Origin of the sequence: Aureimonas sp. N4 (genome assembly GCF_001463925.1) — a bacterium.
Lineage (GTDB): Bacteria > Pseudomonadota > Alphaproteobacteria > Rhizobiales > Rhizobiaceae > Aureimonas > Aureimonas ureilytica_A.
In genome coordinates this window covers 1-25748 of sequence record NZ_BBWS01000048.1, presented here as the reverse complement: position 1 = coordinate 25748, position 25748 = coordinate 1, and the positions used below count along the sequence as shown (strand labels likewise).

At 63.3% G+C, this 25748-nt stretch carries 39 protein-coding genes; 3 read left to right on the top strand and 36 right to left on the bottom strand.

Going from position 1 to position 25748, the window contains the following annotated elements:
- The first annotated feature begins 72 nt into the window (after nt 1-72).
- Both AUL28_RS15935 and AUL28_RS15930 read left to right on the top strand, forming a co-directional pair.
- Nucleotides 73-897 carry a cytochrome b/b6 domain-containing protein gene (locus AUL28_RS15935; RefSeq protein WP_062234430.1) on the top strand — a complete coding sequence of 275 codons (825 nt, stop codon included), beginning with the start codon at nt 73-75 and terminating at the stop codon, nt 895-897.
- Nucleotides 894-1673 carry a molybdopterin-binding protein gene (locus AUL28_RS15930; RefSeq protein ID WP_062234427.1) on the top strand — a complete coding sequence of 260 codons (780 nt, stop codon included), beginning with the start codon at nt 894-896 and terminating at the stop codon, nt 1671-1673. The genes AUL28_RS15935 and AUL28_RS15930 overlap by 4 nt, the downstream gene beginning before the upstream one ends.
- Nucleotides 1674-1691: 18 nt before the next feature.
- Here the strand turns inward: AUL28_RS15930 and AUL28_RS15925 are convergent, their stop codons facing one another.
- The 5 genes from AUL28_RS15925 to AUL28_RS23335 form a co-directional block, all read right to left on the bottom strand.
- Nucleotides 1692-2414 carry an ATP12 family chaperone protein gene (locus AUL28_RS15925; RefSeq protein ID WP_062234426.1) on the bottom strand — a complete coding sequence of 241 codons (723 nt, stop codon included), beginning with the start codon at nt 2412-2414 and terminating at the stop codon, nt 1692-1694.
- A gap of 28 nt (nt 2415-2442) precedes the next feature.
- A complete protein-coding gene (locus AUL28_RS15920; protein ID WP_062234424.1) occupies nt 2443-3147 on the bottom strand; it encodes an HAD-IA family hydrolase in 705 nt (234 codons plus the stop codon).
- Nucleotides 3147-4139, bottom strand: coding sequence for an RluA family pseudouridine synthase (locus AUL28_RS15915; RefSeq protein WP_062234422.1), 993 nt, complete (start codon nt 4137-4139; stop codon nt 3147-3149). Before AUL28_RS15915 ends, AUL28_RS15920 begins: the two co-directional genes overlap by 1 nt.
- A gap of 69 nt (nt 4140-4208) precedes the next feature.
- Nucleotides 4209-4589 carry a fluoride efflux transporter CrcB gene (gene crcB, locus AUL28_RS15910; RefSeq protein WP_062234419.1) on the bottom strand — a complete coding sequence of 127 codons (381 nt, stop codon included), beginning with the start codon at nt 4587-4589 and terminating at the stop codon, nt 4209-4211.
- A 96-nt stretch (nt 4590-4685) separates the two neighbouring features.
- Nucleotides 4686-4847, bottom strand: coding sequence for a DUF1127 domain-containing protein (locus AUL28_RS23335; protein WP_244493544.1), 162 nt, complete (start codon nt 4845-4847; stop codon nt 4686-4688).
- Between the two features lie 191 nt (nt 4848-5038).
- Between AUL28_RS23335 and AUL28_RS15905 the strand changes: the two genes are divergently transcribed.
- A complete protein-coding gene (locus tag AUL28_RS15905) occupies nt 5039-6454 on the top strand; it encodes an aminotransferase-like domain-containing protein (protein WP_062234416.1) in 1416 nt (471 codons plus the stop codon).
- 18 nt (nt 6455-6472) lie between these two features.
- Here the strand turns inward: AUL28_RS15905 and AUL28_RS15900 are convergent, their stop codons facing one another.
- The 31 genes from AUL28_RS15900 to rpsJ all read right to left on the bottom strand — a co-directional run bounded on the left by AUL28_RS15900 (nt 6473) and on the right by rpsJ (nt 25584).
- A complete protein-coding gene (locus AUL28_RS15900; protein WP_062234410.1) occupies nt 6473-7822 on the bottom strand; it encodes a replication-associated recombination protein A in 1350 nt (449 codons plus the stop codon).
- A 33-nt stretch (nt 7823-7855) separates the two neighbouring features.
- Nucleotides 7856-9232, bottom strand: coding sequence for a DegQ family serine endoprotease (locus tag AUL28_RS15895; RefSeq protein WP_192843477.1), 1377 nt, complete (start codon nt 9230-9232; stop codon nt 7856-7858).
- Between the two features lie 204 nt (nt 9233-9436).
- On the bottom strand, nt 9437-9607 hold the full coding sequence (locus tag AUL28_RS22740; RefSeq protein WP_156418435.1) for a hypothetical protein: 171 nt from the start codon (nt 9605-9607) through the stop codon (nt 9437-9439).
- 258 nt (nt 9608-9865) lie between these two features.
- Complete coding sequence (locus tag AUL28_RS15890) at nt 9866-10894, bottom strand: NAD-dependent epimerase/dehydratase family protein (RefSeq protein ID WP_062234406.1); 1029 nt, start codon at nt 10892-10894, stop codon at nt 9866-9868.
- 96 nt (nt 10895-10990) lie between these two features.
- Nucleotides 10991-11413, bottom strand: a complete 423-nt coding sequence (gene rplQ / locus AUL28_RS15885; RefSeq protein WP_062234400.1) for a 50S ribosomal protein L17 — start codon at nt 11411-11413, stop codon at nt 10991-10993.
- A 143-nt stretch (nt 11414-11556) separates the two neighbouring features.
- The gene (locus tag AUL28_RS15880; RefSeq protein WP_058599879.1) at nt 11557-12576 is read right to left on the bottom strand and encodes a DNA-directed RNA polymerase subunit alpha; all 1020 of its coding nucleotides are present in this window, start codon (nt 12574-12576) and stop codon (nt 11557-11559) included.
- 137 nt (nt 12577-12713) lie between these two features.
- Entirely contained in the window at nt 12714-13103 is a 390-nt protein-coding gene (gene rpsK, locus AUL28_RS15875) for a 30S ribosomal protein S11 (RefSeq protein WP_019998927.1), read from the bottom strand.
- A 113-nt stretch (nt 13104-13216) separates the two neighbouring features.
- Nucleotides 13217-13585, bottom strand: a complete 369-nt coding sequence (rpsM, locus tag AUL28_RS15870) for a 30S ribosomal protein S13 (protein WP_058599880.1) — start codon at nt 13583-13585, stop codon at nt 13217-13219.
- A 216-nt stretch (nt 13586-13801) separates the two neighbouring features.
- Nucleotides 13802-14395 carry an adenylate kinase gene (locus tag AUL28_RS15865; protein WP_058599881.1) on the bottom strand — a complete coding sequence of 198 codons (594 nt, stop codon included), beginning with the start codon at nt 14393-14395 and terminating at the stop codon, nt 13802-13804.
- The gene (gene secY / locus AUL28_RS15860) at nt 14392-15735 is read right to left on the bottom strand and encodes a preprotein translocase subunit SecY (RefSeq protein WP_058599882.1); all 1344 of its coding nucleotides are present in this window, start codon (nt 15733-15735) and stop codon (nt 14392-14394) included. The genes AUL28_RS15865 and secY overlap by 4 nt, the downstream gene beginning before the upstream one ends.
- 202 nt (nt 15736-15937) lie before the next feature.
- Nucleotides 15938-16414 carry a 50S ribosomal protein L15 gene (rplO, locus tag AUL28_RS15855; RefSeq protein WP_058634243.1) on the bottom strand — a complete coding sequence of 159 codons (477 nt, stop codon included), beginning with the start codon at nt 16412-16414 and terminating at the stop codon, nt 15938-15940.
- Between the two features lie 16 nt (nt 16415-16430).
- Nucleotides 16431-16634: a 50S ribosomal protein L30 gene (rpmD, locus tag AUL28_RS15850; RefSeq protein ID WP_058599884.1), complete on the bottom strand. Its 204-nt coding sequence runs from the start codon at nt 16632-16634 to the stop codon at nt 16431-16433.
- A gap of 62 nt (nt 16635-16696) precedes the next feature.
- Nucleotides 16697-17254 carry a 30S ribosomal protein S5 gene (gene rpsE / locus AUL28_RS15845; RefSeq protein ID WP_058599885.1) on the bottom strand — a complete coding sequence of 186 codons (558 nt, stop codon included), beginning with the start codon at nt 17252-17254 and terminating at the stop codon, nt 16697-16699.
- Nucleotides 17255-17394: 140 nt separating this feature from the next.
- Nucleotides 17395-17757 (bottom strand): 50S ribosomal protein L18, encoded by a 363-nt coding sequence (rplR, locus tag AUL28_RS15840; protein ID WP_058599886.1) that lies wholly within the window; start codon nt 17755-17757, stop codon nt 17395-17397.
- Nucleotides 17758-17768: 11 nt separating this feature from the next.
- Complete coding sequence (rplF, locus tag AUL28_RS15835) at nt 17769-18302, bottom strand: 50S ribosomal protein L6 (RefSeq protein WP_058634244.1); 534 nt, start codon at nt 18300-18302, stop codon at nt 17769-17771.
- Between the two features lie 43 nt (nt 18303-18345).
- Nucleotides 18346-18744, bottom strand: coding sequence for a 30S ribosomal protein S8 (rpsH, locus tag AUL28_RS15830; protein WP_058599888.1), 399 nt, complete (start codon nt 18742-18744; stop codon nt 18346-18348).
- Nucleotides 18745-18758: 14 nt separating this feature from the next.
- The gene (rpsN, locus tag AUL28_RS15825) at nt 18759-19064 is read right to left on the bottom strand and encodes a 30S ribosomal protein S14 (RefSeq protein WP_058599889.1); all 306 of its coding nucleotides are present in this window, start codon (nt 19062-19064) and stop codon (nt 18759-18761) included.
- 21 nt (nt 19065-19085) lie between these two features.
- Nucleotides 19086-19643: a 50S ribosomal protein L5 gene (gene rplE / locus AUL28_RS15820; protein WP_058599890.1), complete on the bottom strand. Its 558-nt coding sequence runs from the start codon at nt 19641-19643 to the stop codon at nt 19086-19088.
- On the bottom strand, nt 19636-19959 hold the full coding sequence (gene rplX, locus AUL28_RS15815; RefSeq protein ID WP_058599891.1) for a 50S ribosomal protein L24: 324 nt from the start codon (nt 19957-19959) through the stop codon (nt 19636-19638). Before rplX ends, rplE begins: the two co-directional genes overlap by 8 nt.
- Nucleotides 19960-19971: 12 nt before the next feature.
- Nucleotides 19972-20340: a 50S ribosomal protein L14 gene (gene rplN / locus AUL28_RS15810; protein ID WP_019998914.1), complete on the bottom strand. Its 369-nt coding sequence runs from the start codon at nt 20338-20340 to the stop codon at nt 19972-19974.
- Nucleotides 20341-20408: 68 nt separating this feature from the next.
- Nucleotides 20409-20654, bottom strand: coding sequence for a 30S ribosomal protein S17 (rpsQ, locus tag AUL28_RS15805; protein WP_058599892.1), 246 nt, complete (start codon nt 20652-20654; stop codon nt 20409-20411).
- A gap of 14 nt (nt 20655-20668) precedes the next feature.
- A complete protein-coding gene (rpmC, locus tag AUL28_RS15800) occupies nt 20669-20869 on the bottom strand; it encodes a 50S ribosomal protein L29 (protein WP_058599893.1) in 201 nt (66 codons plus the stop codon).
- Between the two features lie 12 nt (nt 20870-20881).
- Complete coding sequence (gene rplP / locus AUL28_RS15795; RefSeq protein ID WP_058599894.1) at nt 20882-21295, bottom strand: 50S ribosomal protein L16; 414 nt, start codon at nt 21293-21295, stop codon at nt 20882-20884.
- Nucleotides 21296-21319: 24 nt separating this feature from the next.
- Entirely contained in the window at nt 21320-22042 is a 723-nt protein-coding gene (rpsC, locus tag AUL28_RS15790) for a 30S ribosomal protein S3 (RefSeq protein ID WP_058599895.1), read from the bottom strand.
- Nucleotides 22042-22428 (bottom strand): 50S ribosomal protein L22, encoded by a 387-nt coding sequence (gene rplV / locus AUL28_RS15785; RefSeq protein WP_058599896.1) that lies wholly within the window; start codon nt 22426-22428, stop codon nt 22042-22044. Before rplV ends, rpsC begins: the two co-directional genes overlap by 1 nt.
- Before the next feature lies 1 nt (nt 22429).
- Nucleotides 22430-22708, bottom strand: coding sequence for a 30S ribosomal protein S19 (gene rpsS / locus AUL28_RS15780; RefSeq protein ID WP_058599897.1), 279 nt, complete (start codon nt 22706-22708; stop codon nt 22430-22432).
- Nucleotides 22709-22720: 12 nt separating this feature from the next.
- On the bottom strand, nt 22721-23557 hold the full coding sequence (gene rplB / locus AUL28_RS15775) for a 50S ribosomal protein L2 (RefSeq protein ID WP_058599898.1): 837 nt from the start codon (nt 23555-23557) through the stop codon (nt 22721-22723).
- A 25-nt stretch (nt 23558-23582) separates the two neighbouring features.
- Nucleotides 23583-23876, bottom strand: coding sequence for a 50S ribosomal protein L23 (locus AUL28_RS15770; RefSeq protein ID WP_058599899.1), 294 nt, complete (start codon nt 23874-23876; stop codon nt 23583-23585).
- On the bottom strand, nt 23873-24493 hold the full coding sequence (gene rplD / locus AUL28_RS15765; RefSeq protein ID WP_062222559.1) for a 50S ribosomal protein L4: 621 nt from the start codon (nt 24491-24493) through the stop codon (nt 23873-23875). The genes AUL28_RS15770 and rplD overlap by 4 nt, the downstream gene beginning before the upstream one ends.
- Nucleotides 24493-25215, bottom strand: a complete 723-nt coding sequence (gene rplC, locus AUL28_RS15760; protein WP_058599901.1) for a 50S ribosomal protein L3 — start codon at nt 25213-25215, stop codon at nt 24493-24495. Before rplC ends, rplD begins: the two co-directional genes overlap by 1 nt.
- A 60-nt stretch (nt 25216-25275) precedes the next feature.
- Complete coding sequence (gene rpsJ / locus AUL28_RS15755; RefSeq protein WP_007066362.1) at nt 25276-25584, bottom strand: 30S ribosomal protein S10; 309 nt, start codon at nt 25582-25584, stop codon at nt 25276-25278.
- Nucleotides 25585-25748: the final 164 nt, after the last annotated feature.

The window sequence follows — 25748 nt, the reverse complement described above, 5'->3', positions numbered from 1 at the left end:
GCCCGGATCGTTTCCCGCCCAAGCGCTTGCGCTTTCGAAGGGAAAGGATCGAGACAGGATGGTGCCCGCCCCATGAAACTCACCGCCCAGCGCGACGGCCCGATCATTCGCCGCCACGCCCTCACCACGCGCCTCACCCATTGGCTTTGGGTGATCTGCCTGTTCTTCCTGCTCCTGTCCGGATTGCAGATCTTCATGGCCCGGCCCGATCTCTATATCGGCCAGCAGTCGGGCTTTGCCTTCGACAATTCCATCCTCTCGATCGGCGCAGGTTACCAGAACGGCGAATTGGTCGGCGTGACCCGCCTGTTCGGTTCGAGTTTCGACACGACAGGCTGGCTCGGCGCGATCGGGAACGCTGGAACGCTTCAGCCCCAGACCTTCCCCTCTTGGCTGACCGTGCCCTCCTATCGCGATCTGGCAACGGGCCGCGTCGTGCATTTCTTCTTTGCCTGGGTGCTGGTCGGCACGCTCCTCTTCTGGCTTGTCGGCAGCCTGATCAATCGGCACCTGTCGCGGGACATCCTCCCGCGCGGCCGGGACGTCTCGGCCCTGCCGCGCGACATGGCCGATCACGCGCGGCTGCGCCTGCACCACCGGCGTACCTATGGGCCGCTTCAGAAGCTTTCGTATTTCGGCGTTCTCTTCGTTGCCCTGCCGCTGATGATCGCGACAGGCCTCACCATGTCGCCGGGCATGAACGCCTGGGCTCCCTGGACGCTCGATCTCTTCGGGGGGCGGCAGACGGCGCGCACGATCCATTTCACGGTGATGCTGCTCCTGGTTCTCTTTGTCGCCGTCCATATCGCCATGGTGCTCCTGGCCGGCCCGTTCAACGAATTGCGCTCCATGGTGACGGGGCGGATGCGGGTGGACCGCGAGGAGGACGCAGCATGACCATCCGGCTCGACCGCCGCCGATTTCTGACCGGAGCCGCCATCGCCTCGACCTCGGCCTTGGCGGGCTGTTTCGACCCGCTTCTGGCCAATGACTCGCAGGTGCGCGGCGTCCTGGCCAAGGCCAACGACCTCACCTACCGCGCGCAACGCCTGCTGCTCGGCAGCGACAATCTGGCGCGAGAGTTCTCGCGCTCCGAAATTCGCCAGCCCATGCGCCCGAACGGCGTGACCGACCCGCAGGACGAGGACTATCGCGCGCTGGCCGCCGCGAATTTCGAGACCTATCGCTTGGAGGTGAACGGGCTGGTGGATCGACCCGCGAGCTTCTCCCTGGCGGAAATCCGAAACATGCCGGCGCGCACGCAGATCACCCGACACGACTGCGTGGAAGGCTGGAGCTGCATTGCGGAATGGACGGGCGCGCCGCTGCATCTGATCCTGGATCAGGTCGGCGTGAAGCCGCAGGCACGCTTCGTCGTGTTCTCCTGCTTCGACACGCTGGAGAACGGCTTCACCGGGCCGATCCGCTATTACGAATCGATCGACCTTCTGGACGCTCGCCATCCGCAGACGATCCTCGCCTATGGCATGAACGGCGCGGCGCTGCCGGTTGCCAATGGCGCGCCCATCCGGGTGCGCGTCGAGCGGCAGCTCGGCTACAAGATGGCCAAATATATCCGCGCCATCACACTGGCCGACAATCTTTCGAGCTTCGGCGATGGCGGCGGGGGCTACTGGGAAGATCGCGGCTACGAGTGGTTCGCTGGGATTTGAGATTGTCGGGGCCGGGTCTTACGCCCGGCCGAGCATGATCGCCGCCATGCGCATGTCGCGGTAGCGGCTGTCGCGACGCGCACGGGCTTCCTCGTCCTCGCCCCACTGCTCGATGTTCCAGTCCTCGTCGATATGAGCGAGCGCCCAGGCGCGCTCCACATCGAGGAAGCCTTCGCTGACGGCCAGCGCCAGCAGCAGCGAGCCGGTGAGCGTCGTCATCTGGTGAAGGGCGGCCAAGCGGAAAGGATCCGTCTCGGCCCGCACGATCGCCCGCAGCGTTTCGACGCTGGCTTCCGGCTGCGCCACGAACATGACCCCGGTGCCGCGCGCGAAACCCTGCCCCGTGCGCTGGCGTGCCCAATCCATCACCGGGTCCCACCCCTCGGTCTGGCGATCCACCAGCCGCTGCGGTTCGGCCGCGCGGTAGGCGAGAAGGTCGGTCTCGGCATAGCGGCCGAGATCCTCGGCCACCCCGGCCAGGTCAGCCGCCACGCCGTCGAGAACGGTGTTGACGAGCCGCGTCATCGGCATGGTTGCGGGGTCGATATGGGTCTTTTGCGCTTCCCATTCGGCGGCGACTGCCCGCGCCACATCGGCTGAGGGCACGCGCAGAAGCGCGCGCGAGGGCGTGCGCACCGGCCGCCCGTCGAGACGAACCGCAAAGCCGCCCTCCTCCTCGACGATCGACACGTCCTGATAGAAGCGCTTGGGCAATTCGGGGCGGGCGGGCAGAGTGGACATGGCAGGAACTCTTGGGATAGACGCGGCTTCAGGACGGCGAAAGCTTGAACCGGGGTTTGGAGGCCGGCGCGCTGGCTCTCCAATCCTCGATCCAAGCTTCGAGCCCTTCGGCTGTCGCGGCGACGGCCGTTGCGCCCGCCAGGATCAGCTCGTTGGGCGAGCCCGCGCCCCAGTCGACGCCCAGCGCCTCTGCGCCGGCCGCTCTCGCCATCTGCATATCGTAGATGGCATCGCCGATCACAAGCGTATCGGCGGGATCGACACCCAGCTCCGCGCAGCATTCCAGCACCATGGCCGGATGCGGCTTGGAGGGGCAGTCGTCCCCCGTGCGCACAGCGAGGAAGATGCCCTCTAGGCCATGCAGTTCAACGATCATGCGCACGCCTCGCTGCGACTTGCCGGTAACCATGCCGATCAGAAGATCGTCGATGGCCGACAACCGGCGCAGCATGGGCTCGATGCCCGGAAACAGTGCTTCGGAATGCGTTCCTTCCGCTCGCACGCGATGGAAGGCGTCCTTGTAGCCTTGAACAAGGTGCGGAATCTCGACGTCCGGCACGGTCGGTGCGAGACGATAGATGGCGAGATCCAGAGACAGGCCGATAATGCCGCGCACCGCCGCATCCTCCGGCTCCGGCAGGCCGGCGTCGGAAAAGCAGCGCTTCATCGTTTCCACGATCAGGCCGAACGTATCGGCCAGCGTGCCGTCGCAGTCGAACAGAACGAGACGCATCAGTCGTTCTCGGCCGCTTCGTCGAAGCCGAAGAGGTTCCAGGTTTGAACCATGTGAGGGGGCAGCGGCGCGATTTGGTCGATCACCTTGCCCTTGCCGTCCGGGTGCGGAATGGTGATGCGGCGGGCGTGGAGATGCAGCTTGTTCTGCACGCCGCCCGGGAATTCCCAGTTGGTATCGTGCTCGAAATATTTGGGGTCGCCGATGATCGGATGACCGATATGGAGCGCGTGGACGCGCAACTGGTGCGTGCGGCCCGTATAGGGCTCCAGCTCGACCCAGGAGAAGTTCTGCGCCACCTGATCGATCACGCGGTAATGCGAGAGCGCATGGTCGGCCCCCTCATCGCCATGACGGGCGATGCGCATCCGGTCGCCGTCGGCGGTGGCCTCCTTGACGAGATAGGTGGAGATACGCCCCTCTTTCGGCTGGGGCACGCCCTTCAGGATCGCCCAGTAGCGCTTCTGCGTGTCGCGCTCGCGGAAGGATTTGGTGAGCGCCACGGCCGCGCCGCGCGTGCGCGCGACGACCAGAATGCCTGAGGTGTCGCGGTCCAGGCGGTGCACGAGGCGCGGCTTTTCGCCCTTCTTGGAGCGCCAGGCTTCCAGCATCTTGTCGACATGGCGCGAGACGCCCGAGCCGCCCTGCACGGCGAGGCCCGCCGGCTTGTTGAAGACGAAGACCTTCTCGTCCTCATAAAGCAGCATCTGGCCGAGCACATCGCCGTCGTGCTTGTCGCGGATCGTGTTGGCCGTGAGCGGGGCGACCTTCATCTTGGCGGACTCGCCACCCATGGGCGGGATGCGGATCAACTGGCCCGCTTCGACGCGGGTGTCCGTCTTGGCGCGGCCGCCATCGACGCGCACCTGACCGGAGCGCAGAAGCTTCTGCAAATGGCCGAAGCCGAGACCGGGATAATGCAGCTTGAACCAGCGATCGAGACGAAGCCCCGTTTCGTCCGCTTCGACCCGGATCTGTTCCACGCTTGCCATGAGGGATCGTCCTTCTTGCTTTCCCTCGGCCATAGCGCATATGCGCCCGTGCGAAAACGGCTTTTCGGCTCAGAAGACCTGCCGCGCCAAGGCCAGACCGGCAAACAGCGCCCCGAGACCAACGAGGATTGTCACAGCGAGATAGGCAAAGGCGGTGGCAAGCTCCCCCCGCTCGGCCAGCGTGGCGAAGTCCAGCGAGAAGCTGGAGAAGGTCGTGTAGCCGCCAAGCACGCCCGTCGCGAGCAGCAGCCGCAAATTGGCATCTGCTCCGCCATAGCGCCGCGCCAGAAATTCGACCAGCACGCCCATGGCGAAAGAGCCGGTGACGTTGACGAAGAGCGTGCCGAACGGAAAGGCCGTCCCCAGCCAGCGCGCGGCGGCCAGACCCGCGCCATAGCGCAGGACCGAGCCGAGCCCGCCGCCGACGGCAACCAAAAGGAAATTCATCATCGCAGGCCAGACCTTCCGGCCGCGCGCCTCGCGCGGCGTCCGCCCCTTCTAAATCAAAGGGTAGGACGACGCACGGGGGCTTTCCTTTGGCGGAGATCAAAAGACATGCAACGAACGCTCTCCCTCGGTCTCGGCCTGCTGCCGCGTCAAACCGACATCGCGAAGCTGCTCGTCCGTCAGGCCGAGCAGCGTCCGGCGCGTCCGCCGAAGCTCCCAACGATGGTGCATCCAGTCCCGGAACCGATGCCAGAGCGGCAAGCCGGTTAATCTCCTGTCTGGTCCGGTCTCAAGCTCCCCGGTTTCGAGAGGGGATGGAGGGCGAGAGCGAAATACGATTGAACCCGTCCAATCTCGAATTGTCACCGTACAAGCTCCACCCAAGCACACCTTGAATGGGTTCATTCCGTATCATTGACATTCAAAGGGTTACAATATAGGAAATTGTGACGATGACAAGTTTCCTCCCTTCTCCTTTGGACGGTCACAGTCCCTATTATGTGCGTCTGGCGGACGCCTTCGAGGCGGCCATGGCCGATGGACGCTTGTCCCCTGGGGACAAGCTTCCGCCTCAGCGCCATCTCGCCTTCGACCTTGGCGTCACTGTCGGGACGGTCGGACGCGCCTATGCGCTGTTGCGCGAGAGAGGGCTGGTCAGCGGCGAGATCGGCCGGGGCACCTATGTGCTCGATCAGCGGCACGCGGCAGACCAACCGCCGCGGGACAGTTTCGCCCTCGCCTATACGGGAACGCGGCCGATCGACTCCCCGTCCGGCAAGCTGCGCTTCGACACGACGGCCGCGCCCGATATCGGCCAGAGCGAACGGATCGGCGCGACGCTCGCCGATGTGGCACGGGACATGTCGATCGAGGTCGCCAGCTATTCGCGCTCGACCCCACCCCATTGGCGCACGGCCGGGGCCCGGTGGCTCTCGCGCAATGGCTGGGCGCCGGACGCGGAGGCGGTCGTCCCCAGCCATGGAGCCTTCTCCGCCGCGCTATCGGTCATCACCGCCATGTCGGCGCCGGGGGATCGGATCGTCTTCGAGAAGCTGACCTACAGTCCCATTGCTCGCAGCGCGCGTCTGGCGGGGCGGCGGACGGTGGGCGTCGAGATCGATTCGGGCGGCATGGTACCGGAGGATTTCGAGCGCATCTGCGCCCAGCAGCATCCCAAACTCGCCTTCCTCATGCCGACGCTGCACAACCCGACCCTTGCGATCCTGTCGGAAGACCGGCGGCGTCAGATCGCCAATATCGCGCAGCGCTACGGCGTCTGGCTGATCGAAGACGATCTGTACGGGTCCATGTCGGACGATGCGACGCCGCTCGTCGCGGAGTTCGCGCCCGACCGCACCTTCGTCGTCGGCAGTCTCTCGAAATGCGTCGCCGCCGGGCTGCGCGTCGGCTGGGTGGCCTGCCCGTCGCATCTCGCGCAGCGCATCACCGTCACGCATCGCCTTCTGACGGGCGGCATTTCCTTCGTGCTGGCGGAGGCCGGCGCGCGGCTGGTTCTATCGGGCACGGCGGAAGAGTTGAGGCGTCGCTCCATGGCGGAGATCGAGGCCCGGCACCGGATCGTATCGGAGATACTCGCCGGTGCGGACGTCACGACCCATCGTTTTGCGCCCTTCGTCTGGCTGAAACTTCCAGACCCTTGGCTTTCCGGCACGTTTAAGGCGGCGGCTGCGCGGCGCGACATCCTGATCGACGACGAGGACGAATATAAGCCGGAGCGCATGGAGCATAATTATTATCGCGCCCGCATCTCCTATTCCTCTGGAGATCGCGCCACGATCGCTAACGGAATGACGGAGCTTCGCCGCCTTCTGGACAGCGGCATGGCGGGCTATGACGGCGAGACGTGAGGGAGCGCGCCCCGTCCCTCAGCCCTCGTCGCGCCGCGCGCGGCGCAGCCTGTCCCATTCCACCATGCGTGCGCCGATCCGTGCCTCTTCGCCCCGCTCTGTCGGGCGATAGAAGCTCTGGCGGCCGAGTGCCTCGGGGAAGTAATCCTGGCCCGAGAAGGCGTCCGGCTGGTCGTGATCATAGGCGTAGCCCGATCCGTAGCCTTCCGTCTTCATCAGTTTGGTCGGGGCGTTCAGGATATGGCGCGGCGGCAGGAGCGAGCCGTTTTCCTTAGCGGCCCGCATCGCGGCCTTATAGGCGGTGTAGACCGCGTTCGATTTCGGCGCACTGGCGAGATAGATCGTCGCCTGCGCCAGCGCCAACTCGCCCTCGGGCGAGCCGAGATAATCGTAGGCATCCTTCGCGGCATTGGCGATCATGAGGGCGCGCGGGTCGGCGAGGCCGATGTCTTCCACCGCCATGCGCACGAGACGGCGGCCGAGATAAAGCGGGTCCTCGCCCGCATCGAGCATCCGGCAGAGATAATAGAGCGCGGCGTCCGGGTCCGATCCGCGCACGGATTTGTGCAGGGCCGAGATCAGATTGTAATGTCCGTCCTGACTTTTGTCATAAACCGGGGCGCGGCGCTGGACGATGCGCTGGAGGGTCTCGGCATCCAAGGTCTCGCCGGGCTTGGCTGCGCGCCAGACCTCTTCGGCCAGCGTCAGGATCGCGCGGCCATCGCCATCGGCCATGCGCAGAAGAACGGCGCGCGCCTCCTCATCCAGCGGCAGCGGGCGATTCTCCACTGCCTCCGCGCGCTCCAGAAGCTGCGACAGGCTGGCTGCGTCATGCGATTGGAAGGTCAGCACGCGGGCGCGCGAAAGGAGCGCCGCGTTCAGCTCGAACGAGGGGTTCTCCGTCGTCGCGCCGACGAGCACCACCGTTCCATCCTCCATCACGGGCAGGAAGGAATCCTGCTGCGCGCGGTTGAAACGGTGAATCTCATCCACGAACAGAAGCGTCTGCCGACCGCTCTGCCGGCGCAGACGGGCCGATTCGAACACTTTCTTGAGGTCTGCGACACCGGAAAAGATCGCCGAGATCTGCTCGAAGGCGAAGCCGACCTCGCCGGCCAGAAGCCGCGCGACCGTGGTCTTGCCCGTACCGGGCGGTCCCCAGAAGATGATGGAGCCAAGGCTCCCGTTTCCGAGCATTCGGGTCAGCACGCCGTCCGGCCCCGTCAGGTGCTCCTGCCCCACCACCTCGGAGAGGGCCTGCGGCCGCAGGCGATCGGCCAAGGGCCCCGCGCGCAGCGGCACCTTGGCGGCGTCAGACGGTCGAGGCCGAGGCGCAGGCTCCGGCGCAGTTCCGAACAGGTCGGCCATGCGCCGTCCCCTCCCTTGTCAGCCGCTCTCGCCCTAGCGGACGAGTTGGGTCAGCACCTTGCCGTCCCGCTCCACATCCACCCGCCAGCCGCGCCGGCCATCGGCCGCCCGCTGCTCCAGATCGGCCGTAGAGGCCACCTCACGCCCATTGAGCGACAGGATGATGTCCTTGGGCTGGAGGCCGAGGCGCGCGGCCGGGCTGCGCGGCTCGATCTCGGTGACGACGACGCCGTTCTTGGTCTGCGACATCTCCAACTCGTCCGCAAGGCGGGGCGACAGATTGGCGACGCTCGCGCCGGAAAAGGGAGTCGGCCCGTCCAGCGTGCGCTCGTCGCGCGCCGGGGTTTCGGGCGCGATCTCAAGCGGAAGGCGCACGCGCTCGGTCTGACCGTCGCTCGAGCGAACGGTCAGATCGGTCTTGCGCCCCAACCCTGCGGTCGCCAAGCGGTATCCCAACGAATCGGGCCCTTCGATCGAGAACCCGTCCATGGCGAGAACCACATCGCCCGGCCGCAAGCCTGCGTCCGAAGCCGGGCCGCCGTCCACGACACCCTGCACCAGCGCGCCCGCCGGCTTGTCGAGGCCGATCGCTTCCGCGATGTCGGCCGTCACCGGCACGAAACTCGCGCCGATATAGGGCCGCAGGAACGGCCGCCCTTCGCGCGCCGCCTCCACGAAGGCGCGCACCATATTGGAAGGAATGGCAAATCCGATCCCGAGAGAGCCCCCCGAGCGGGAGAAGATCGCCGTGTTCACGCCGACGAGTTCGCCTTTCATATCGATCAGCGCACCGCCGGAATTGCCGGGGTTGATCGCGGCGTCCGTCTGAATGAAATAGCCGAGATCGTCGGATCCGACATGGGTTCGGGCCACGGCCGAGACGATGCCGCTTGTGACCGTCTGCCCGATGCCGAACGGGTTGCCGATGGCGAGAACGAGATCACCGATTTCGGCGGTGTCGGAATCGGCGATCGGCACCACCGGAAACGGCTTGTCCGACTCGATGCGCAGAACCGCGAGATCGGCCCGGCGATCCTTTAGCAGAATCTTGGCATCGAACTCGCGCCCGTCCGCCAGCGCCACCCTCACCTCGTCAGCGCCCTCGATCACATGATTGTTCGTCACCACGAGGCCATCGGCATCGACGATCACACCGGAGCCGAGCGATGATTCGAGGCGCGGCCTGCGCAACTGGTTGCCGAAGAACTGCTCGAAGAACGGATCGCCCGCGAAGGGGCTGCGCTGGGGCACACGCTTGGCCGCGTAGACATTGACCACCGCGGGCGCGCTCTTCTTCACCAAGGGCGCGAAGGTGAGCTTGATGTCGGCCTGCACGCTGGGCGTCCGCTCCACCGGCTGCGCCGGCACCGGCATGTCACTCCTCGACTGCGCGGCCGCGCCTTGCGCCATGACCGAAACGGACAGAAGAAGGGCAGCCCAAAACGGACGGGACGATCTCATACAAAGCTCCAATCGAAAGGCGAACCGTCAACGCGACGGGCTCGCAGCATCTGGCAGATATGGGGCATTCCTCCGACAGGACGCAGCGCGCAAGAAAAAAGGGCCTCACGGCCCTTTTCTCAACTCACTAAAGAGGTCACCCGCGCTGGCAGGTCAACGCGAGACGATGGTGCGCTCCATCGCCATGGATGCCGATTCCGGCAATTCGGCCGTTGCATAGCTTGCGGTGAGCACACCGAAAGCCAAAGTCGCGCCAAGGAGAGTCAGCACAGTACGACGCATCGAGAATCCGCCGGTTGGGAGAGTATTGACGCGATTTTCCATGATTTTCGTTTATTCCGTGTAAAGCTTCGACCGCTCGGGAGGCGGTGATCCCGTTGCCTTCAAAATGCCACGAGTGGGAAAAGGTTGCCCGCTTCGTCAGGACTTCTTCGGGGGGTGTCGCCGTTGCCACAGATATCGCACAGGCTCGCGCAAGGTGCCTATCGCGCATCTGCAACATCGCTGATTTGTCGGGTATTTCAGCTTCACTTGTGAAAACCGAGCGAAACTCGAATTTGATGCGTCGTCTTCAGACTTCCTTCATCGTCTGACCAAACCCTCTCGAAACAGCGAGTCCGCGAGGGATCGAACCGCCTCCTCCGGGCTGCGAAACGACAAGCCCAGCACGGACCGCGCCGGGTCGGCATCCAGTTGCTTGGCGGGTCCCAGTTCGGCGGCCAACATGCGAACGCGGCTGGACAAGCGGGCCGCAAATCGAATCAAGCCATCCGGCAATTGGCGTTTGGGTAGGCGGCGCGCCAGATCGGGATAGGTCTCCGACAAGATGGCCACGATGTCCGACAGTGTCAGGTTGCCCCCGTTCAGCACAAAGCGTCGCCCCGCCGCATCGGGAACCGTCAGCGCCGCCACATGCGCCTGCGCGACGTCTCGCACATCCACGACCCCAAAGCCCATGCGAGGGAACGCCGGCAAGCGGCCTCCCATCATCAGCCGAATCAGCGAGGCGGACGTTCCAGGCCGCGCGTCCAGCAGCGGCCCGAAAACAAGCGACGGGTTGATCGCAACAAGCTGCGTCGCGCTACCCTCCAGCACGTTCCAGGCGGCACGCTCCGCTTCTGTTTTGGAGACGGCATAGGGTGAGATCGAATCGCTTTCGACGCGGGACCAATCGCCTTCGCCAAAGACATGCCCTGGAGACTCGTCGTGCCCATAGTAGATCGAGGCGATCGAGGAGGTCAGCACGACCCTTTCCACCCCCGCATTCTCGGCCCCTTCCAGCACGCGAACCGTCCCTCCCCGCGCAGCGGGAACGAGCGCAAATTTCGAACGCGGCTGATAGGCGGGAAAAGGTGAGGCCGTGTGCATGACAAAGCGGCAACCGCGAACCGCGTCCGCCCACCCGGCATCCTCTCGAAGATCCGCGGTGACAGAGGAGAAGGCATCGATCGGCAATCCTTCATTGCGCAGGATACGATGTATCTGGATGGCACGAGACGGGTCGCGAAGCGTCCCGCGCACCTTCGCACCTCGGCGAACCAGTTCGACCACGATGTGCTTGGCGATAAAGCCCGTACAGCCGGTCACCAGAATGGTATCGCCCGTCAGCATATCCGTCCGCTCCTTTCGGTTGTCGGCATCCTAGCGCGGAAGACAAAAAAAGGGCCCTTGGGGCCCTTTTTCAAATGCTGTCGATCGCCCGAAAAATCAGGCGTCAGCGTTGGACAGTTCGGCTTCCAGACGGGCGCGATCAACGGCGCCGCGCGCGTCAACGTCGCGATCCACGAACTCGATCACCGCCATCGGGGCGTTGTCGCCACGACGGAAGCCGGCCTTCAGAACGCGCGTGTAGCCGCCCTGACGCTCGGAGTAACGGGGCGCCAGCGTGTCGAACAGCTTCTTGATGACGGTTTCGTCGCGAACCTGGCTGATCGCCTGACGGCGAGCATGAAGGTCGCCGCGCTTGCCGAGCGTGATCATCTTCTCGACGATCGGACGCAGGTCCTTCGCTTTCGGCAGCGTGGTCACGATCTGCTCGTGCTCGATGAGCGAAGCGACCATGTTGGCGAACATCGCCTTGCGGTGTTCGTGGGTGCGGTTGAGTTTACGACCGCTTTTACCGTGACGCATATCAGTCTCCGTTTAGAAGGTCCGGCCTTGGCCGGGGTCGGCATCCTCGCAATCCGGTTGATCCCGGTGCATGTGCCTTTGAATCTTTTGGGTTCGGTTCGGCGCCGGCGGCTCTCGCCGCCGGTCATCCCTCTCGGTGAGGATCAGTACTGATCTTCGTAGCGCTTGGCCAGGTCGTCGATATTCTCCGGCGGCCAGGCGTTCACTTCCATACCAAGGTGCAGACCCATCGAGGCCAGCACTTCCTTGATCTCGTTCAGCGACTTGCGTCCGAAGTTCGGCGTGCGGAGCATTTCCGCCTCGGTCTTCTGGATCAGGTCGCCGATATAGACGATGTTGTCGTTCTTCAGGCAGTTGGCGGAACGAACCGAAAGCTCAAGCTCGTCCACCTTCTTGAGAAGCGCAGGGTTGAAGGCCAACTCGGCGATCTGCTCCTCGGCGCCGCGCACTTCGCGCTGCGGCTCCTCGAAGTTCACGAAAACCGACAACTGGTCCTGCAGGATGCGAGCGGCATAGGCCACGGCGTCTTCGCCCGTGATCGAGCCGTCCGTCACGATGTCCATCGTGAGTTTGTCCTTGTTCAGGTCCTGGCCCTCGCGGGTGGCCTCGACCTTATAGGACACCTTCTTGACCGGCGAGAACAACGCATCGACCGGGATTAGGCCGATCGGCGCATCCTCGGCGCGATTCTGGTCGGCCGGCACGTAGCCCTTGCCGGTGTTGACCGTGAACTCCATGCGGATTTCGGCACCCTCGTCGAGCGTGCAGATTTCATGCTCGGGGTTCAGGATCTCGATGTCGCCCACCGTCTGGATGTCACCAGCAGTCACGACGCCCGGACCGGACTTGCGCAGGACCATGCGCTTGGGGCCTTCGCCCTGCATCCCGATCGAGATTTCCTTCACGTTCAGGACGATGTCGGTGACATCCTCGCGCACGCCGGCGATCGAAGAGAACTCATGCAGAACACCGTCGATCTGGATCGCGGTGACAGCCGCGCCCTGAAGCGAAGACAGAAGCACGCGGCGAAGCGCGTTGCCCAGCGTCAAGCCGAAACCGCGCTCGAGCGGCTCCGCAACGAGAGACGCCTTCGTGCGGCTGCCGCCGCTCTTGAAGACGACCTGGTTCGGCTTGGTGAGGTTTTGCCAGTTACTGGCGATCATGACGCGAGCCTTTCAGTAACATCGCCACCATCCAATCGTGGCGACTGATCTGAGCGGGAAGATTCGGCTTCCCTCATACGGCGAAAGCCGCGCGCCCCTTTCGGAGCACGCGGCAAGAACCCGACCCCTGAGGATCGTTAGACGCGGCGCTTCTTGCGCGGACGCACGCCATTGTGCGGGATCGGCGTCACGTCGCGGATCGACGTGATGGTGAAGCCCGAAGCCTGAAGCGCGCGCAGAGCCGACTCACGGCCCGAACCCGGACCGCAGACCTCGACTTCGAGCGTGCGCATGCCGTGTTCCTGCGCCTTCTTGGCGGCGTCTTCCGCAGCGATCTGCGCGGCGAAGGGCGTGGACTTGCGCGAGCCCTTGAAGCCCTGCGCACCGGCGGACGACCAAGCGATCGTATTACCCTGCGCGTCGGTGATCGTGATCAGCGTGTTGTTGAACGACGAGTTCACATGTGCCACGCCGGAGATGATGTTCTTGCGTTCGCGGCGGCGGACGCGCTGTGCTTCTTTAGCCATTTTCTTATCCTTGGATCTCGACACCGCCGTAACACCGGCGGCTCCACCTGCCCCGCTCGTTCAAACGGAGCATGAATGCATCGGCCAGACCGGAAGTCCGGCGCGCATTCTCGCTACTTCTTCTTGCCGGCGATCGGCTTCGCCGGACCCTTGCGGGTGCGGGCGTTCGTGTGGGTACGCTGACCGCGAACCGGCAAGCCACGACGGTGGCGCAGGCCACGGTAGCAACCGAGATCCATCAGACGCTTGATGTTCATCGAGGTCTCGCGACGGAGATCGCCCTCGACGCGGTAGTCGCGATCGATCATCTCACGGATCTGCAGAACCTCGGCGTCGGTCAGATCGTTGACACGACGTTCAGCGGAAAGGCCGACCTTTTCCATGATCTCGGCCGCGAAACGCGGGCCGATGCCGTGGATGTACTGAAGCGCGACGACGACGCGCTTCCCGGTCGGGATGTTGACACCAGCAATACGGGCCAAATGAGCCTCCTTATGTCGCGGATCCGCCGCGACGAACCATAGTCGAACGGGTCATCACCGTTCTCTTCAAACGCCGAACGACCGGCGCCGCCCCGCCGGGCAGCGTGCCGATCGCTCGATCATGCGCGAATTGGGCCGACCCTTATAAGATTCGGGGCGGTTTCGTCAATATGGTCTGAACGTACCCGATCAGAAAGACCCGGCGCGAACACGAAATCAGGCCGCGACGGCCTGCTTGAGGATCGTGTCGATCTGCGTGCTGACCTCGTCGATCGAAGCCATGCCGTCGATCTCGAACGAACGACCACGCTCGCGGTAGAAGGGCGCGACGGCCGCCGTCAACGCCCGGAACTCGACCAAACGACGCCGGAAGACATCCGGATTGTCGTCCTTGCGCACCGGAAGGCCGGCGGCCTCTGCGTCGCGAGCGCGCTTCTCGATCCGCTCGACGAGCTTTTCCTCGTCGACCTTGAACTCGATCACCGCGTCGATCGACAGGTTACGGCTCTGCAGCATCTGATCCAGAGCCTCGGCCTGCGCCAAGGTCCTGGGGAAGCCGTCCAGCACGAAGCCCTTACGGGCATCGGGCTGCTCGATGCGATCTGCCACGATCCCGATGACGATCTCGTCCGATACAAGCTGACCGGCATCCATGACCGCCTGCGCGCGCTTGCCGATCTCGGTCTGCTTGGCGACGGCCTCACGCAGCATGTCTCCGGTAGAGAGCTGCGGAATCCCGTACTTGTCGATGAGCCGTTGGGCTTGTGTGCCCTTCCCCGCCCCCGGAGGTCCCAGCAAAATCAGTCTCATCGTGTTCCCCGTCTGCCTCCGCGCAGCTTTGCCTTCTTCACGAGGCCTTCATATTGATGGGCGAGCAAATGCCCCTGCACCTGCGCCACTGTGTCCATGGTGACCGAAACCACGATCAAAAGCGAGGTCCCGCCAAGATAGAACGGAATACCGGCCGCCGAGATCAGGATCTCCGGCAGAAGGCAGATCACCATGAGGTAGATCGCGCCGACCACCGTGATGCGGGTCAGCACGTAATCGATATACTCAGCCGTGCGCTCACCCGGACGGATGCCGGGAATGAAGCCGCCATGCTTCTTTAGATTGTCGGCCGTGTCTTTCGGATTGAACACGATCGCGGTGTAGAAGAAAGCGAAGAACGCGATCATCGCCGCATAGAGGAACATGTAGAGCGGACGCCCATGGCCGAGCGAGGCCACGATCCCCGTCGCCCAACCGGGAAGACGGCTGGTGTCGGCGAAGTTGGCGATCGTCACCGGCAGTAGCAAAAGCGAAGACGCGAAGATCGGCGGAATAACGCCGGCGGTGTTGAGCTTCAGCGGGAGGTGCGACGTGTCGCCCTGGAACATGCGGTTGCCGACCTGACGCTTCGGATACTGGATCAGAAGCTTACGCTGGGCCCGCTCGAAGAAGACCACGCCGGCGATGCAGAGCACGACAACCACGATCACCAAGAGAATGATCGCCGTCGAAAGAGCGCCCGTGCGGCCGAGCTCGAGAAGGTTCGCCATGGCGGACGGGAGGTTGGCTGCGATCCCCGCGAAAATGATCAGCGAGATTCCGTTGCCGATGCCGCGAGAAGTGATCTGCTCTCCCAGCCACATCAGGAACATCGTCCCGCCGACCAGCGTGATTACGCTGGACACGAGGAAGAACGCGCCAGGATTGGTCACGATATTGCTGGAAGACTGCAAACCGGCGGCTATGCCGTAGGCCTGAACGGTCGCCAGCAAGACAGTGCCGTAGCGCGTGTACTGGTTGATGACCTTCCGGCCCTGCTCGCCCTCCTTCTTCAGGTTCTCGAGCGACGGAATGACCGAGGTCATCAGCTGAATGATGATCGAGGCCGAGATGTAGGGCATAATGCCGAGCGCGAAGATCGCCATTCGGCCGACCGCACCGCCGGCAAACATGTTGAAAAGCCCGAGAATGCCTGTCGACTGCTGCTGAAAGGCTTGGGACAGCGCGTGCGGATCGATGCCGGGCATCGGGATATAGGTCCCGAGGCGATAGACCAGCAGGGCACCGAGCGTGAACCAGATGCGCTTTTTGAGATCTTCGGCCTTCGAAAAGGCGGCGAAGTTGAGATTTGCGGCGAGTTGTTCCGCAGCGGATGCCATGAGTGCGATTTCTCCGGGTTACCCCCGAGCGCGGGTTTCCCCTCCCCCGAACCCACATGATTCAGGAACGCCCATACTGCTTTGTTTCAAACGATTTTGCCGCGGGAAAGACAAGCTATTTCCAACCGAAAATCGTCTCGGCACAAAAAAACCGCCTGCGAAGGCAGGCGGCTTCTTATTTTCGTCATCGATTGCGCGAGGCTTAAGCTTCGGCTTCGACCTTCTGCGGCACGGTCAGCGAACCACCGGCCTTCTCGACCTTCTCGATCGCGGCCTTCGAGGCGCCAGCCGCCTGAATCGTCAGCTTGGCCGAAACCTCACCGTCCGACAGGATCCGAACGCCGTCGAGGACGCGGCGCACGACGCCAGCGGCCTTGAGGGCTTCGGCATCGATCGTGGCCGAAGCGTTCAGCTTGCCGGCTTCGATCGCCTGCTGGATGCGAGCCAGCGACACGATGTTGTAGTCCTTCGCGAAGGTGTTCACGAAGCCGCGCTTCGGGAGGCGACGGTAGAGAGGCATCTGACCGCCCTCGAACCCGTTGATCGCAACACCCGAACGAGCCTTCTGACCCTTCACACCGCGTCCGCCGGTCTTGCCCGAGCCGGAGCCGATACCGCGTCCGAGACGCTTGCGCGAATGGGTCGCGCCTGCCTTATCGGCGATTTCGTTAAGCTTCATTACTCTTGCTCCCGGCTTACTGGCCGTCGACAACGCGAACGAGGTGGCTGACCTTGGCGATCATGCCACGAACCGAAGGGGTGTCCTCCAGCGTGCTCGTGCGGTGCATCTTGTTAAGTCCCAGGCCGATCAGCGTGGCACGCTGCTCGCTCGGACGACGAATGGGGCTGCCGACCTGCTCGACGGTCACGGTCTTGCCCGCTGCGTTCTTCTCAGCCATGTCTTGGCTCCTCTATCCCTTGAAAGGACACACTGGGGCAGCGAAATCGCGCCCCGAGCGCATCACTCCTCCGCGCCAGCGCCCATGACGTCACGGCGACGAGCCTGCAGCGTCGAGTACTTGATACCACGACGGGCGGCGACGTCCTTCGGGTGCATCTGACCCTTGAGCGCGTCGAACGTGGCGCGAACCATGTTGTAGGGGTTCGAGGAACCGAGCGACTTCGCGACGACGTCGTGCATGCCGACGGCTTCGAAGACCGCGCGCATCGGACCACCAGCAATGATGCCCGTGCCCGCTTCCGCGGTGCGCAGGATGACCTTGCCGGCGCCGTGGCGGCCCTGCACGTCATGATGCAGCGTACGACCGTCGCGCAGCGGTACGAAGATCAACTCGCGCTTGGCGGCTTCGGTGGCCTTGCGGATGGCCTCAGGCACTTCGCGCGCCTTGCCATGTCCGAAACCGACGCGGCCCTTGAGATCGCCGACGACGACGAGAGCTGCGAAGCCGAAACGACGGCCGCCCTTCACCACCTTGGCGACGCGATTGATGTGAACCAGCTTATCAACGAAGCCGTCATCCCGCTCTTCGCGGTCATTGCGTTCGTTACGAGGCGCCATATCCTGTCCTTATTTTTTTCCGGAGGCGTCTGAGAATGGATGCCGACTCTGCGGCGTCCGGCTTAAAGCATAAGCGGCGCAGCGAGAAAACCCCGCTTCGCCGCTTAGGGTAGATCGATCCCGCCGAAGCGGGATGCGGATCAGAAGTTGAGTCCGCCCTCGCGAGCGGCATCGGCCAGCGACTTGACGCGGCCGTGATAGATGAACGCACCGCGATCGAAGACGACGTCGGTGACGCCGGCCTGCTTGGCGCGCTCAGCGACCAGCTTGCCGACGGCAGCAGCCGCTGCGGTGTCCGCGCCGGTCTTGAGGTCGGAGCGCAGCGACGTGTCGAGCGTCGACGCGGCCGCAAGGGTCTTGCCCTCGGCGTCGTCGATCACCTGCGCGTAGATGTGCTTCGAAGAGCGATGAATCGAAAGGCGCGGACGGCCGTTCGAAACGGCCTTCAGCGCGCGACGCACGCGGGACGCGCGGCGGCGGAGGAGTTCCTTCTGGGTAGCCATGTTCCCGAGCCTTACTTCTTCTTGCCTTCCTTACGGACGATCTTCTCGCCCGCGTACTTCACGCCCTTGCCCTTGTAGGGTTCGGGTCCACGGAACTCGCGGATCTCCGCCGCCACCTGGCCGACCTGCTGCTTGTCGATACCGGTGATGACGATTTCCGTCGGCTTCGGAACGACGATCTGAATGCCTTCCGGCACCGGATACAGAACGTCATGGCTGAAGCCCAGGGCAAGCTGAAGATTCTTGCCCTGCATAGCCGCGCGGTAACCCACGCCACTGATTTCGAGACGCTTCTCGAAGCCGTCCTTCACGCCGGACAGGATGTTCACGATCATCGTGCGGGACATGCCCCACTTCGAACGTGCATCCTTCGACTCGTCACGCGGATCGACCTTGATCGACCCGTCTTCCATCTTCACGAGGACTTCCTCGTTGACGACGAAAGACAGCTCGCCCTTCGGACCCTTCGCCTTGACCGTCTGACCGTCCACGGAGGCGGTCACGCCTGCCGGTACGGAGACCGGCTTCTTACCAATACGAGACATCGTTGAACCTGTCGATTAGTCGGAACCAAACCTCGATGCCGCGTCAGAAGACGCGGCAGAGGATCTCGCCACCGACATTCTGTTCACGGGCGGCGTGGTCGGCCATCACGCCCTTGGGCGTGGACAGAACCGAGATACCGAGGCCGTTGGCGACGTGCGGGATGGTCTTCGAAGAGACGTACACGCGGCGACCGGGCTTCGATACGCGAGCGATCTCGCGGATCACCGAAGCGCCTTCATAGTACTTGAGTTCGATGGTGAACTCAGCCGTACCGTTCTCGAAGCGGGTTTCCGTGTAACCACGGATGTAGCCCTCTTCCTTAAGAACGTCGAGCACACGCGCACGCAGCTTGGAAGCCGGGGTCGCGACCGTCGACTTGTTACGCATGGTCGCGTTGCGGATACGGGTCAGCATATCGCCGAGAGGATCGGACAAAGCCATATCGATTGCTCCTCTTACCAGCTCGACTTGACGACGCCGGGCACCTGGCCCGTGTTGCCGAGATCACGAAGGGCGATACGGCTCATCTTGAGCTTACGGTAGTAAGCCCGGGGGCGGCCGGTAACTTCGCAGCGATTGCGAATGCGAACCTTGGCGGAGTTGCGGGGCAACTCGGCGAGCTGCAGCTGAGCGCGGAACCGCTCCTCCATGCTCGCGCTCTGGTTCATCGTGAGAGCCTTGAGAGCCTCACGCTTGGCCGCAAACTTGGCGACGAGCTTTGTGCGTCGCTTGTTCTTCTCGATGGCGCTTTTCTTAGCCATGTTTTGTCCTTTCGCCTGCCGTTACTGGCGGAACGGGAAGTTGAGCGCCTTCAGAAGGGCCCGGGCTTCCTCGTCGGTCTGCGCCGTCGTACACACGATGATGTCCATGCCCCACATCTGATCAACCTTGTCATAGTTGATCTCGGGAAACACGATGTGCTCCTTGATGCCCATGGCGAAATTGCCACGACCATCGAAGCTCTTCGGATTGAGACCGCGGAAGTCCCGAACGCGCGGGAGCGCGATCTGAACCAGGCGATCCACGAATTCATACATACGATCTTTGCGAAGGGTGACCTTCGCGCCGATCGGCATGTTCTCGCGAACCTTGAAGCCCGCGATCGAGTTGCGAGCGCGCGTGATAACCGGCTTCTGACCGGCGATCAAGGCCAGGTCTTCGGCGGCAACGGTCGGCTTCTTAGAGTCGCCGGTGGCTTCACCGACGCCCATGTTGATCACGACCTTATCGAGACGCGGCACCTGCATCTCGTTGGAGTACTTAAACTCCTCGAGAAGCTGCTTGCGGATCTCGCTGCGGTAAACCGACTTCAGGCGCGGCATGTACTGGGTGTCAGCCATCGATCTGTTCTCCCGAACGCTTGGCGAAACGGACCTTCTTGGCGTTCTCACCTTCACCGACGACCTTGAACCCAACGCGGGTCGGCTTACCATCCTTCGGGTCGGCGACCGAAAGGTTGGAGAGATGGATCGGAGCTTCCTTGGAAACAATGCCGGCTTCCTGGCTGGCGGACTGCTTCTGGTGGCGCTTCACCATGTTGACGCCGGACACGACCGCGCGGTCGTCCTTCGGCATCACCTGCGTCACGGTGCCGGTACGACCCTTGTCCTTACCGGCGAGTACGACGACTTTGTCGCCCTTCTTGATCTTCTGCATAGAACCGGCTCCTTACAGCACTTCAGGTGCCAGGGAAATGATCTTCATGTGGTTCCGCGCGCGAAGCTCGCGGGGAACCGGTCCGAAGATACGGGTGCCGACCGGCTCTTTCTTGTTGTCGATGAGGACGGCCGCATTGCGGTCGAACCGGATCACCGAACCATCGGGACGACGGATGTCCTTGGCCGTGCGAACCACGACCGCCTTCATCACGTCACCCTTCTTCACGCGGCCACGCGGAATGGCTTCCTTGATCGAGACGACGATGATGTCGCCGACCGAAGCATACTTCCGCTTGGAACCGCCCAGCACTTTGATGCACATGACACGACGTGCGCCGGAATTGTCCGCCACATCGAGGTTTGTTTGCATCTGAATCATGTCAGGCCGCCTTCAAATAACGAGCGGCCGGGGAGCGCAGGATCGCGCGCTTCACCCGGCACAAGTGTTCAACGAGCCGCTGCTTCGCCAGCAACGACGATCCAGGTCTTGTCCTTCGAGATCGGCTTGGTCTCCTCGATGGAGACCATGTCGCCGATCTTGTACTGGTTCGACTCGTCGTGCGCCTTGTACTTCTTGGACCGACGAACGGTCTTCTTGAAGAGCGGATGCGTGAAGCGACGCTCCACGAGCACGACGACCGTCTTGTCATTCTTATCGGAGACAACAGTCCCCTGCAAAACGCGTTTCGGCATAGTAGATTTTACCTTCAGGCCTTGGCCGTATCCGCCTTCTGGCGGGCGATGGTCTTGATACGGGCGATGTCGCGGCGAATTTCCTTGACCCGAGCCGTATTTTCGAGCTGGCCTGTAGCACGCTGGAAGCGCAGATTAAACTGCTCTTTTTTCAGCTTGCCGAGTTCTTCGCTCAGTTCGTCCTGCGTCTTGGCGACGAGATCGTTGGCTTTCATGATCCCTACCCCTTATTCGGCGATGCGCTGAATGAAACGGGTACGGATCGGAAGCTTCGCCGCGCCGAGGCGGAGGGCTTCGCGCGCCACCTCTTCGGCAACGCCGTCGATCTCGAACATGATGCGACCGGGAGCGACGCGAGCCGCCCAATATTCGATCGCGCCCTTGCCCTTACCCATGCGGACTTCGGTCGGCTTCGCGGTGACCGGAAGGTCGGGGAAGATACGGATCCACACCCGGCCCTGGCGCTTCATCTGACGCGTGATCGCGCGGCGGGCCGCTTCGATCTGGCGTGCGGTGACGCGCTCCGGCTCGAGAGCCTTGAGGCCGAAGGTTCCGTAGCTCAGAACCGCGCCGGCCTTGGAAGCCCCGTGAATGCGTCCCTTGAACGCCTTCCGGAACTTCGTGCGCTTTGGCTGCAACATTTCATTTACTCCGGAGCTGGCCTATCAGGCGTTATCGCGCTCGCGCTCGCGACGACGGTTGTTGCCGCCACCCGAGGCTTCACCTTCCACCGCCCGACGCTCAGACGCCATCGGATCGTGCTCGAGGATCTCGCCCTTGAAGATCCAGACCTTGACGCCGCACACGCCGTAAGCGGTGTGGGCTTCGGCCGTGCCGTAATCGACATCCGCACGAAGGGTATGCAAGGGCACGCGGCCCTCGCGGTACCATTCCATGCGCGCGATTTCCGCGCCGCCCAGGCGACCCGAGCAGTTGATGCGGATGCCTTCGGCACCCAGACGCATCGCGGACTGCACGGCACGCTTCATGGCGCGACGGAAGGCGATACGGCGCTCGAGCTGCTGCGCGATACCCTGCGCGACCAGCGTCGCGTCGGTCTCGGGCTTGCGCACTTCAACAATGTTGATGTGCGTTTCGGCATTGGTCATCGCGCCGAGCTTCTTGCGAAGCTTTTCGATGTCCGCGCCCTTCTTGCCGATCACGATGCCCGGACGAGCCGAGTGGATCGTGACACGGCACTTCTTGTGCGGACGCTCGATGACGACCTTGGAGACCGCCGCCTGCTTCAGCTCGTTGAGGAGGTACTTGCGGATCGCAAGATCCTCATGGAGCAGCTTGCCGTATTCGTTCGTGTTGGCGAACCAACGCGAGTCCCAGGTCCGGTTGATGCCGAGACGAAGGCCGATCGGATTGACTTTCTGACCCATTACGCGGCCTCCTCTTCGGCCACTTCACGGACCACGATCGTCAGATGCGAGAAGGGCTTCTCCACCCGGCTCGCCCGACCGCGGCCACGAGCGTGGAAACGCTTCATCGTGATCGACTTGCCGACAAACGCTTCGGCAACGACCAGAGCGTCGACGTCGAGATCGTGATTGTTCTCGGCGTTGGCGATGGCGCTTTCCAGCGTCTTCTTCACGGTCTCGGCGATGCGCTTGCGCGAGAAGGTGAGATCGGCGAGAGCACGATCAACCTTCTTGCCGCGAATCAGCTGCGCGACCAGGTTCAACTTCTGCGGGCTGACGCGGATGGTGCGAGCAACTGCCCGAGCCTCGTTGTCCTTGAGCCCACGCTCGGCCTTGGCCTTGCCCATGTTACTTCCTCTTCGCCTTCTTGTCGGCGCCGTGGCCGTAATAGGTGCGGGTCGGGGAGAATTCGCCGAACTTGTGTCCGACCATATCCTCGTTGACCAGGACCGGGATGTGCTTGTTGCCGTTGTACACGCCGAACGTCAGACCGACGAACTGCGGGAGGATCGTGGACCGACGAGTCCAGATCTTGATGACTTCGTTGCGACCGCCGGAGCGGACCTTTTCGGCCTTCTTCAGCAGGTAGCCATCAACGAACGGACCTTTCCAGACGGAACGTGTCATGGAGTGTTTCCCTTACTTCTTGCGCTGATGGCGCGAGCGCATGATGAACTTGTCCGTGGACTTGTTCTGACGCGTCCGCTTGCCCTTCGTCGGCTTGCCCCAGGGCGAAACCGGGTGACGGCCACCCGAGGTGCGGCCTTCGCCACCACCGTGCGGGTGATCGACAGGGTTCATCGCGACACCGCGGACATGGGGCCGACGTCCGAGCCAGACCGAGCGACCGGCCTTGCCCAGATTGATGTTGCCGTGGTCCGGATTGGACACGGCACCGACCGTGGCGAAGCACGAGCCGGAGACGAGACGCTGCTCGCCCGAGTTCAGACGAAGGATCGCCATGCCCTGATCGCGGCCGACGAGCTGCGCGTAGGCGCCAGCCGAGCGCGCGATCTGACCACCCTTCTCCGGCTTCATCTCCACATTGTGGATGATGGTGCCGACCGGCATCGCCGACAGCGGCATCGCGTTACCGGGCTTCACGTCGACGCCGGTGAGGCCGGCCACGACCTGATCGCCGGCAGCGAGGCGCTGCGGGGCCAGGATGTAGGCCAGCTCGCCGTCCGCATAGCGGATCAGCGCGATGAAGGCGGTGCGGTTCGGATCGTACTCGATGCGCTCCACCGTGCCGACGACGTCGAGCTTGCGACGCTTGAAGTCGATCATGCGGTAGGTGCGCTTGTGACCGCCACCCTGATAGCGCGCCGTGATGCGCCCCATGTTGTTGCGGCCGCCCTTGGAATGCAGCCCTTCGGTCAACTGCTTGACCGGCTTGCCCTTCCAGAGACCCGAGCGGTCAACGATGACCAGCTGGCGCTGGCTCGGAGTGACCGGATTGAAGCTTTTCAGTGCCATGTTCTCAATTCCTCGCGGCCAGGCGTCACAGACCGGTCGAGACGTCGATGGACTGACCTTCGGCCAGCGTCACGATCGCCTTCTTCTGATCGCTCAAACGGCCAAGACGGCCACGGAAGCGACGGGTCTTGCCCTTGCGGACCAGCGTGTTGACGGCCGTCACCTTGACGCCGAAGAGCGCCTCGACGGCGGCCTTGATCTGCGGCTTGGTCGCGGTACCGGGAACGTTGAAGACCACCTGATTGAAGTCCGACACGAAGGTCGACTTCTCGGTGATCACCGGGCTGGTGATGACGTCGTAATGACGAAGATCGGTCATTTGAAGCGCTCCTCGAGAGCCTCGACGGCCGCCTTCGACAGGACAAGCGTCTGACGGCGAAGAATGTCATAGACGTTGATGCCCTGGATCGGCAGCACGTCGATGTTCGGAAGGTTGCGAGCGGAACGCGAGAAGTTCACGTCGAGCTCGGAGCCGCCAATGATCAGCGCATTGGTCCAGCCGAGGCCGGCGAACTGCGTGGCGATCGCCTTGGTCTTTCCGTCGTTCGACGCGAGGTCGTCAACGACGATCAGGCCGCCGGACTTGGCCTTGGCCGAAAGCGCGTGCTTCAGACCGAGGGCGCGCAGCTTCTTGGGCAGGTCGTGAGCATGCGAACGCGACACAGGACCGTGAGCCTTACCGCCGCCGCGGAACTGCGGAGCGCGAGCCGAACCGTGACGAGCGCGACCGGTGCCCTTCTGCTTGTAGAGCTTGGCGCCCGTACGAGCGATTTCCGCGCGACCGAGGGACTGGTGCGTGCCCTGCTGACGCTTGGCGAGCTGCCAGCGAACGACGCGCTGCAGAATGTCTTCGCGCGGCTCGAGACCGAAAATCTCGTCGGCGAGCGTCACCGAGCCAGCGTCACCGCCGGAAAGGGAAGTGATCTTGATGTCCATTATTCCGTACCCTCGGAAGCGGCTTCAGCGGCCGAGCCGGCATTCGCGGCCTGGCGGATCGCGGCGGGCTTGGGAGCGTTGGCAGGAAGCGGAACCTTGACCGCATCGCGAACGTAGATCCAGCCGCCCTTCGAGCCGGGGACGGCGCCACGGATCAGGAGCAGACCCTTGTCGGCATCCGTACGGATCACTTCGAGGTTCTGGGTCGTCACGCGGGTCTGGCCCATGTGACCGGCCATCTTCTTGTTCTTGAAGACCTTGCCCGGATCCTGGCGCTGACCCGTCGAACCGTGCGAACGGTGCGACACGGACACACCGTGCGTGGCACGAAGACCGCCGAAATTGTGGCGCTTCATGGCGCCGGCGAAGCCCTTACCGATCGAGGTACCGGTGACGTCCACCAGCTGACCCGCTACGAAGTGCTCGGCCGTGATCTCGGCACCAACCTCGATGAGGTTGTCGCTCGAAACGCGGAACTCCGCGACCTTGCGCTTGGGCTCGACCGAGGCCTGGGCGAAGACGCCGCGCATGGCCTTGGACGTGTTCTTGACCTTCGCAAGACCGACGCCGAGCTGAACCGCCGTGTAGCCGTTCTTCTCTTCGGTCCGCTGGCCGACAACCTGCAGATTTTCGATCTTCAGGACCGTGACCGGAACATGCTCGCCTGCATCATTATAGATGCGGGTCATGCCGACCTTCTGTGCAATCACACCTGAACGCATATGTTCTTCCTTCAGAGGAACCTTAGGGGCTCAACACCCGGTCGGTTCTTGTTAGGCTCGTCAGAGCTTGATCTCGACGTCGACGCCAGCGGCGAGGTCGAGCTTCATCAGCGCATCCACGGTCTGCGGGGTCGGGTCGACGATGTCGAGGAGCCGCTTGTGGGTCCGCATTTCGAACTGCTCGCGCGACTTCTTGTCGATGTGGGGCGAGCGGTTCACCGTGAATTTCTCAATGCGCGTCGGCAGCGGGATAGGCCCGCGCACGTTAGCGCCCGTACGTTTTGCCGTCGATACGATCTCGCGGGTGGAAGCGTCGAGCACTCGGTGGTCGAACGCCTTCAGGCGGATGCGGATATTCTGGCCGTTCATTGCATTCGTCCTTCCGTCGGAGCCATGCCGGAGAACCGGCGCTTTCCGAGCGCTAAAACAGTCTTCAGCCAATTTGAACAGGACGCCTCAACGGCGCCCAAACCGCCCAATAGGGCAAAGGGAACGCGGCGGTGTACACCGCCGCGTTCCCCCATTCAAGTGGA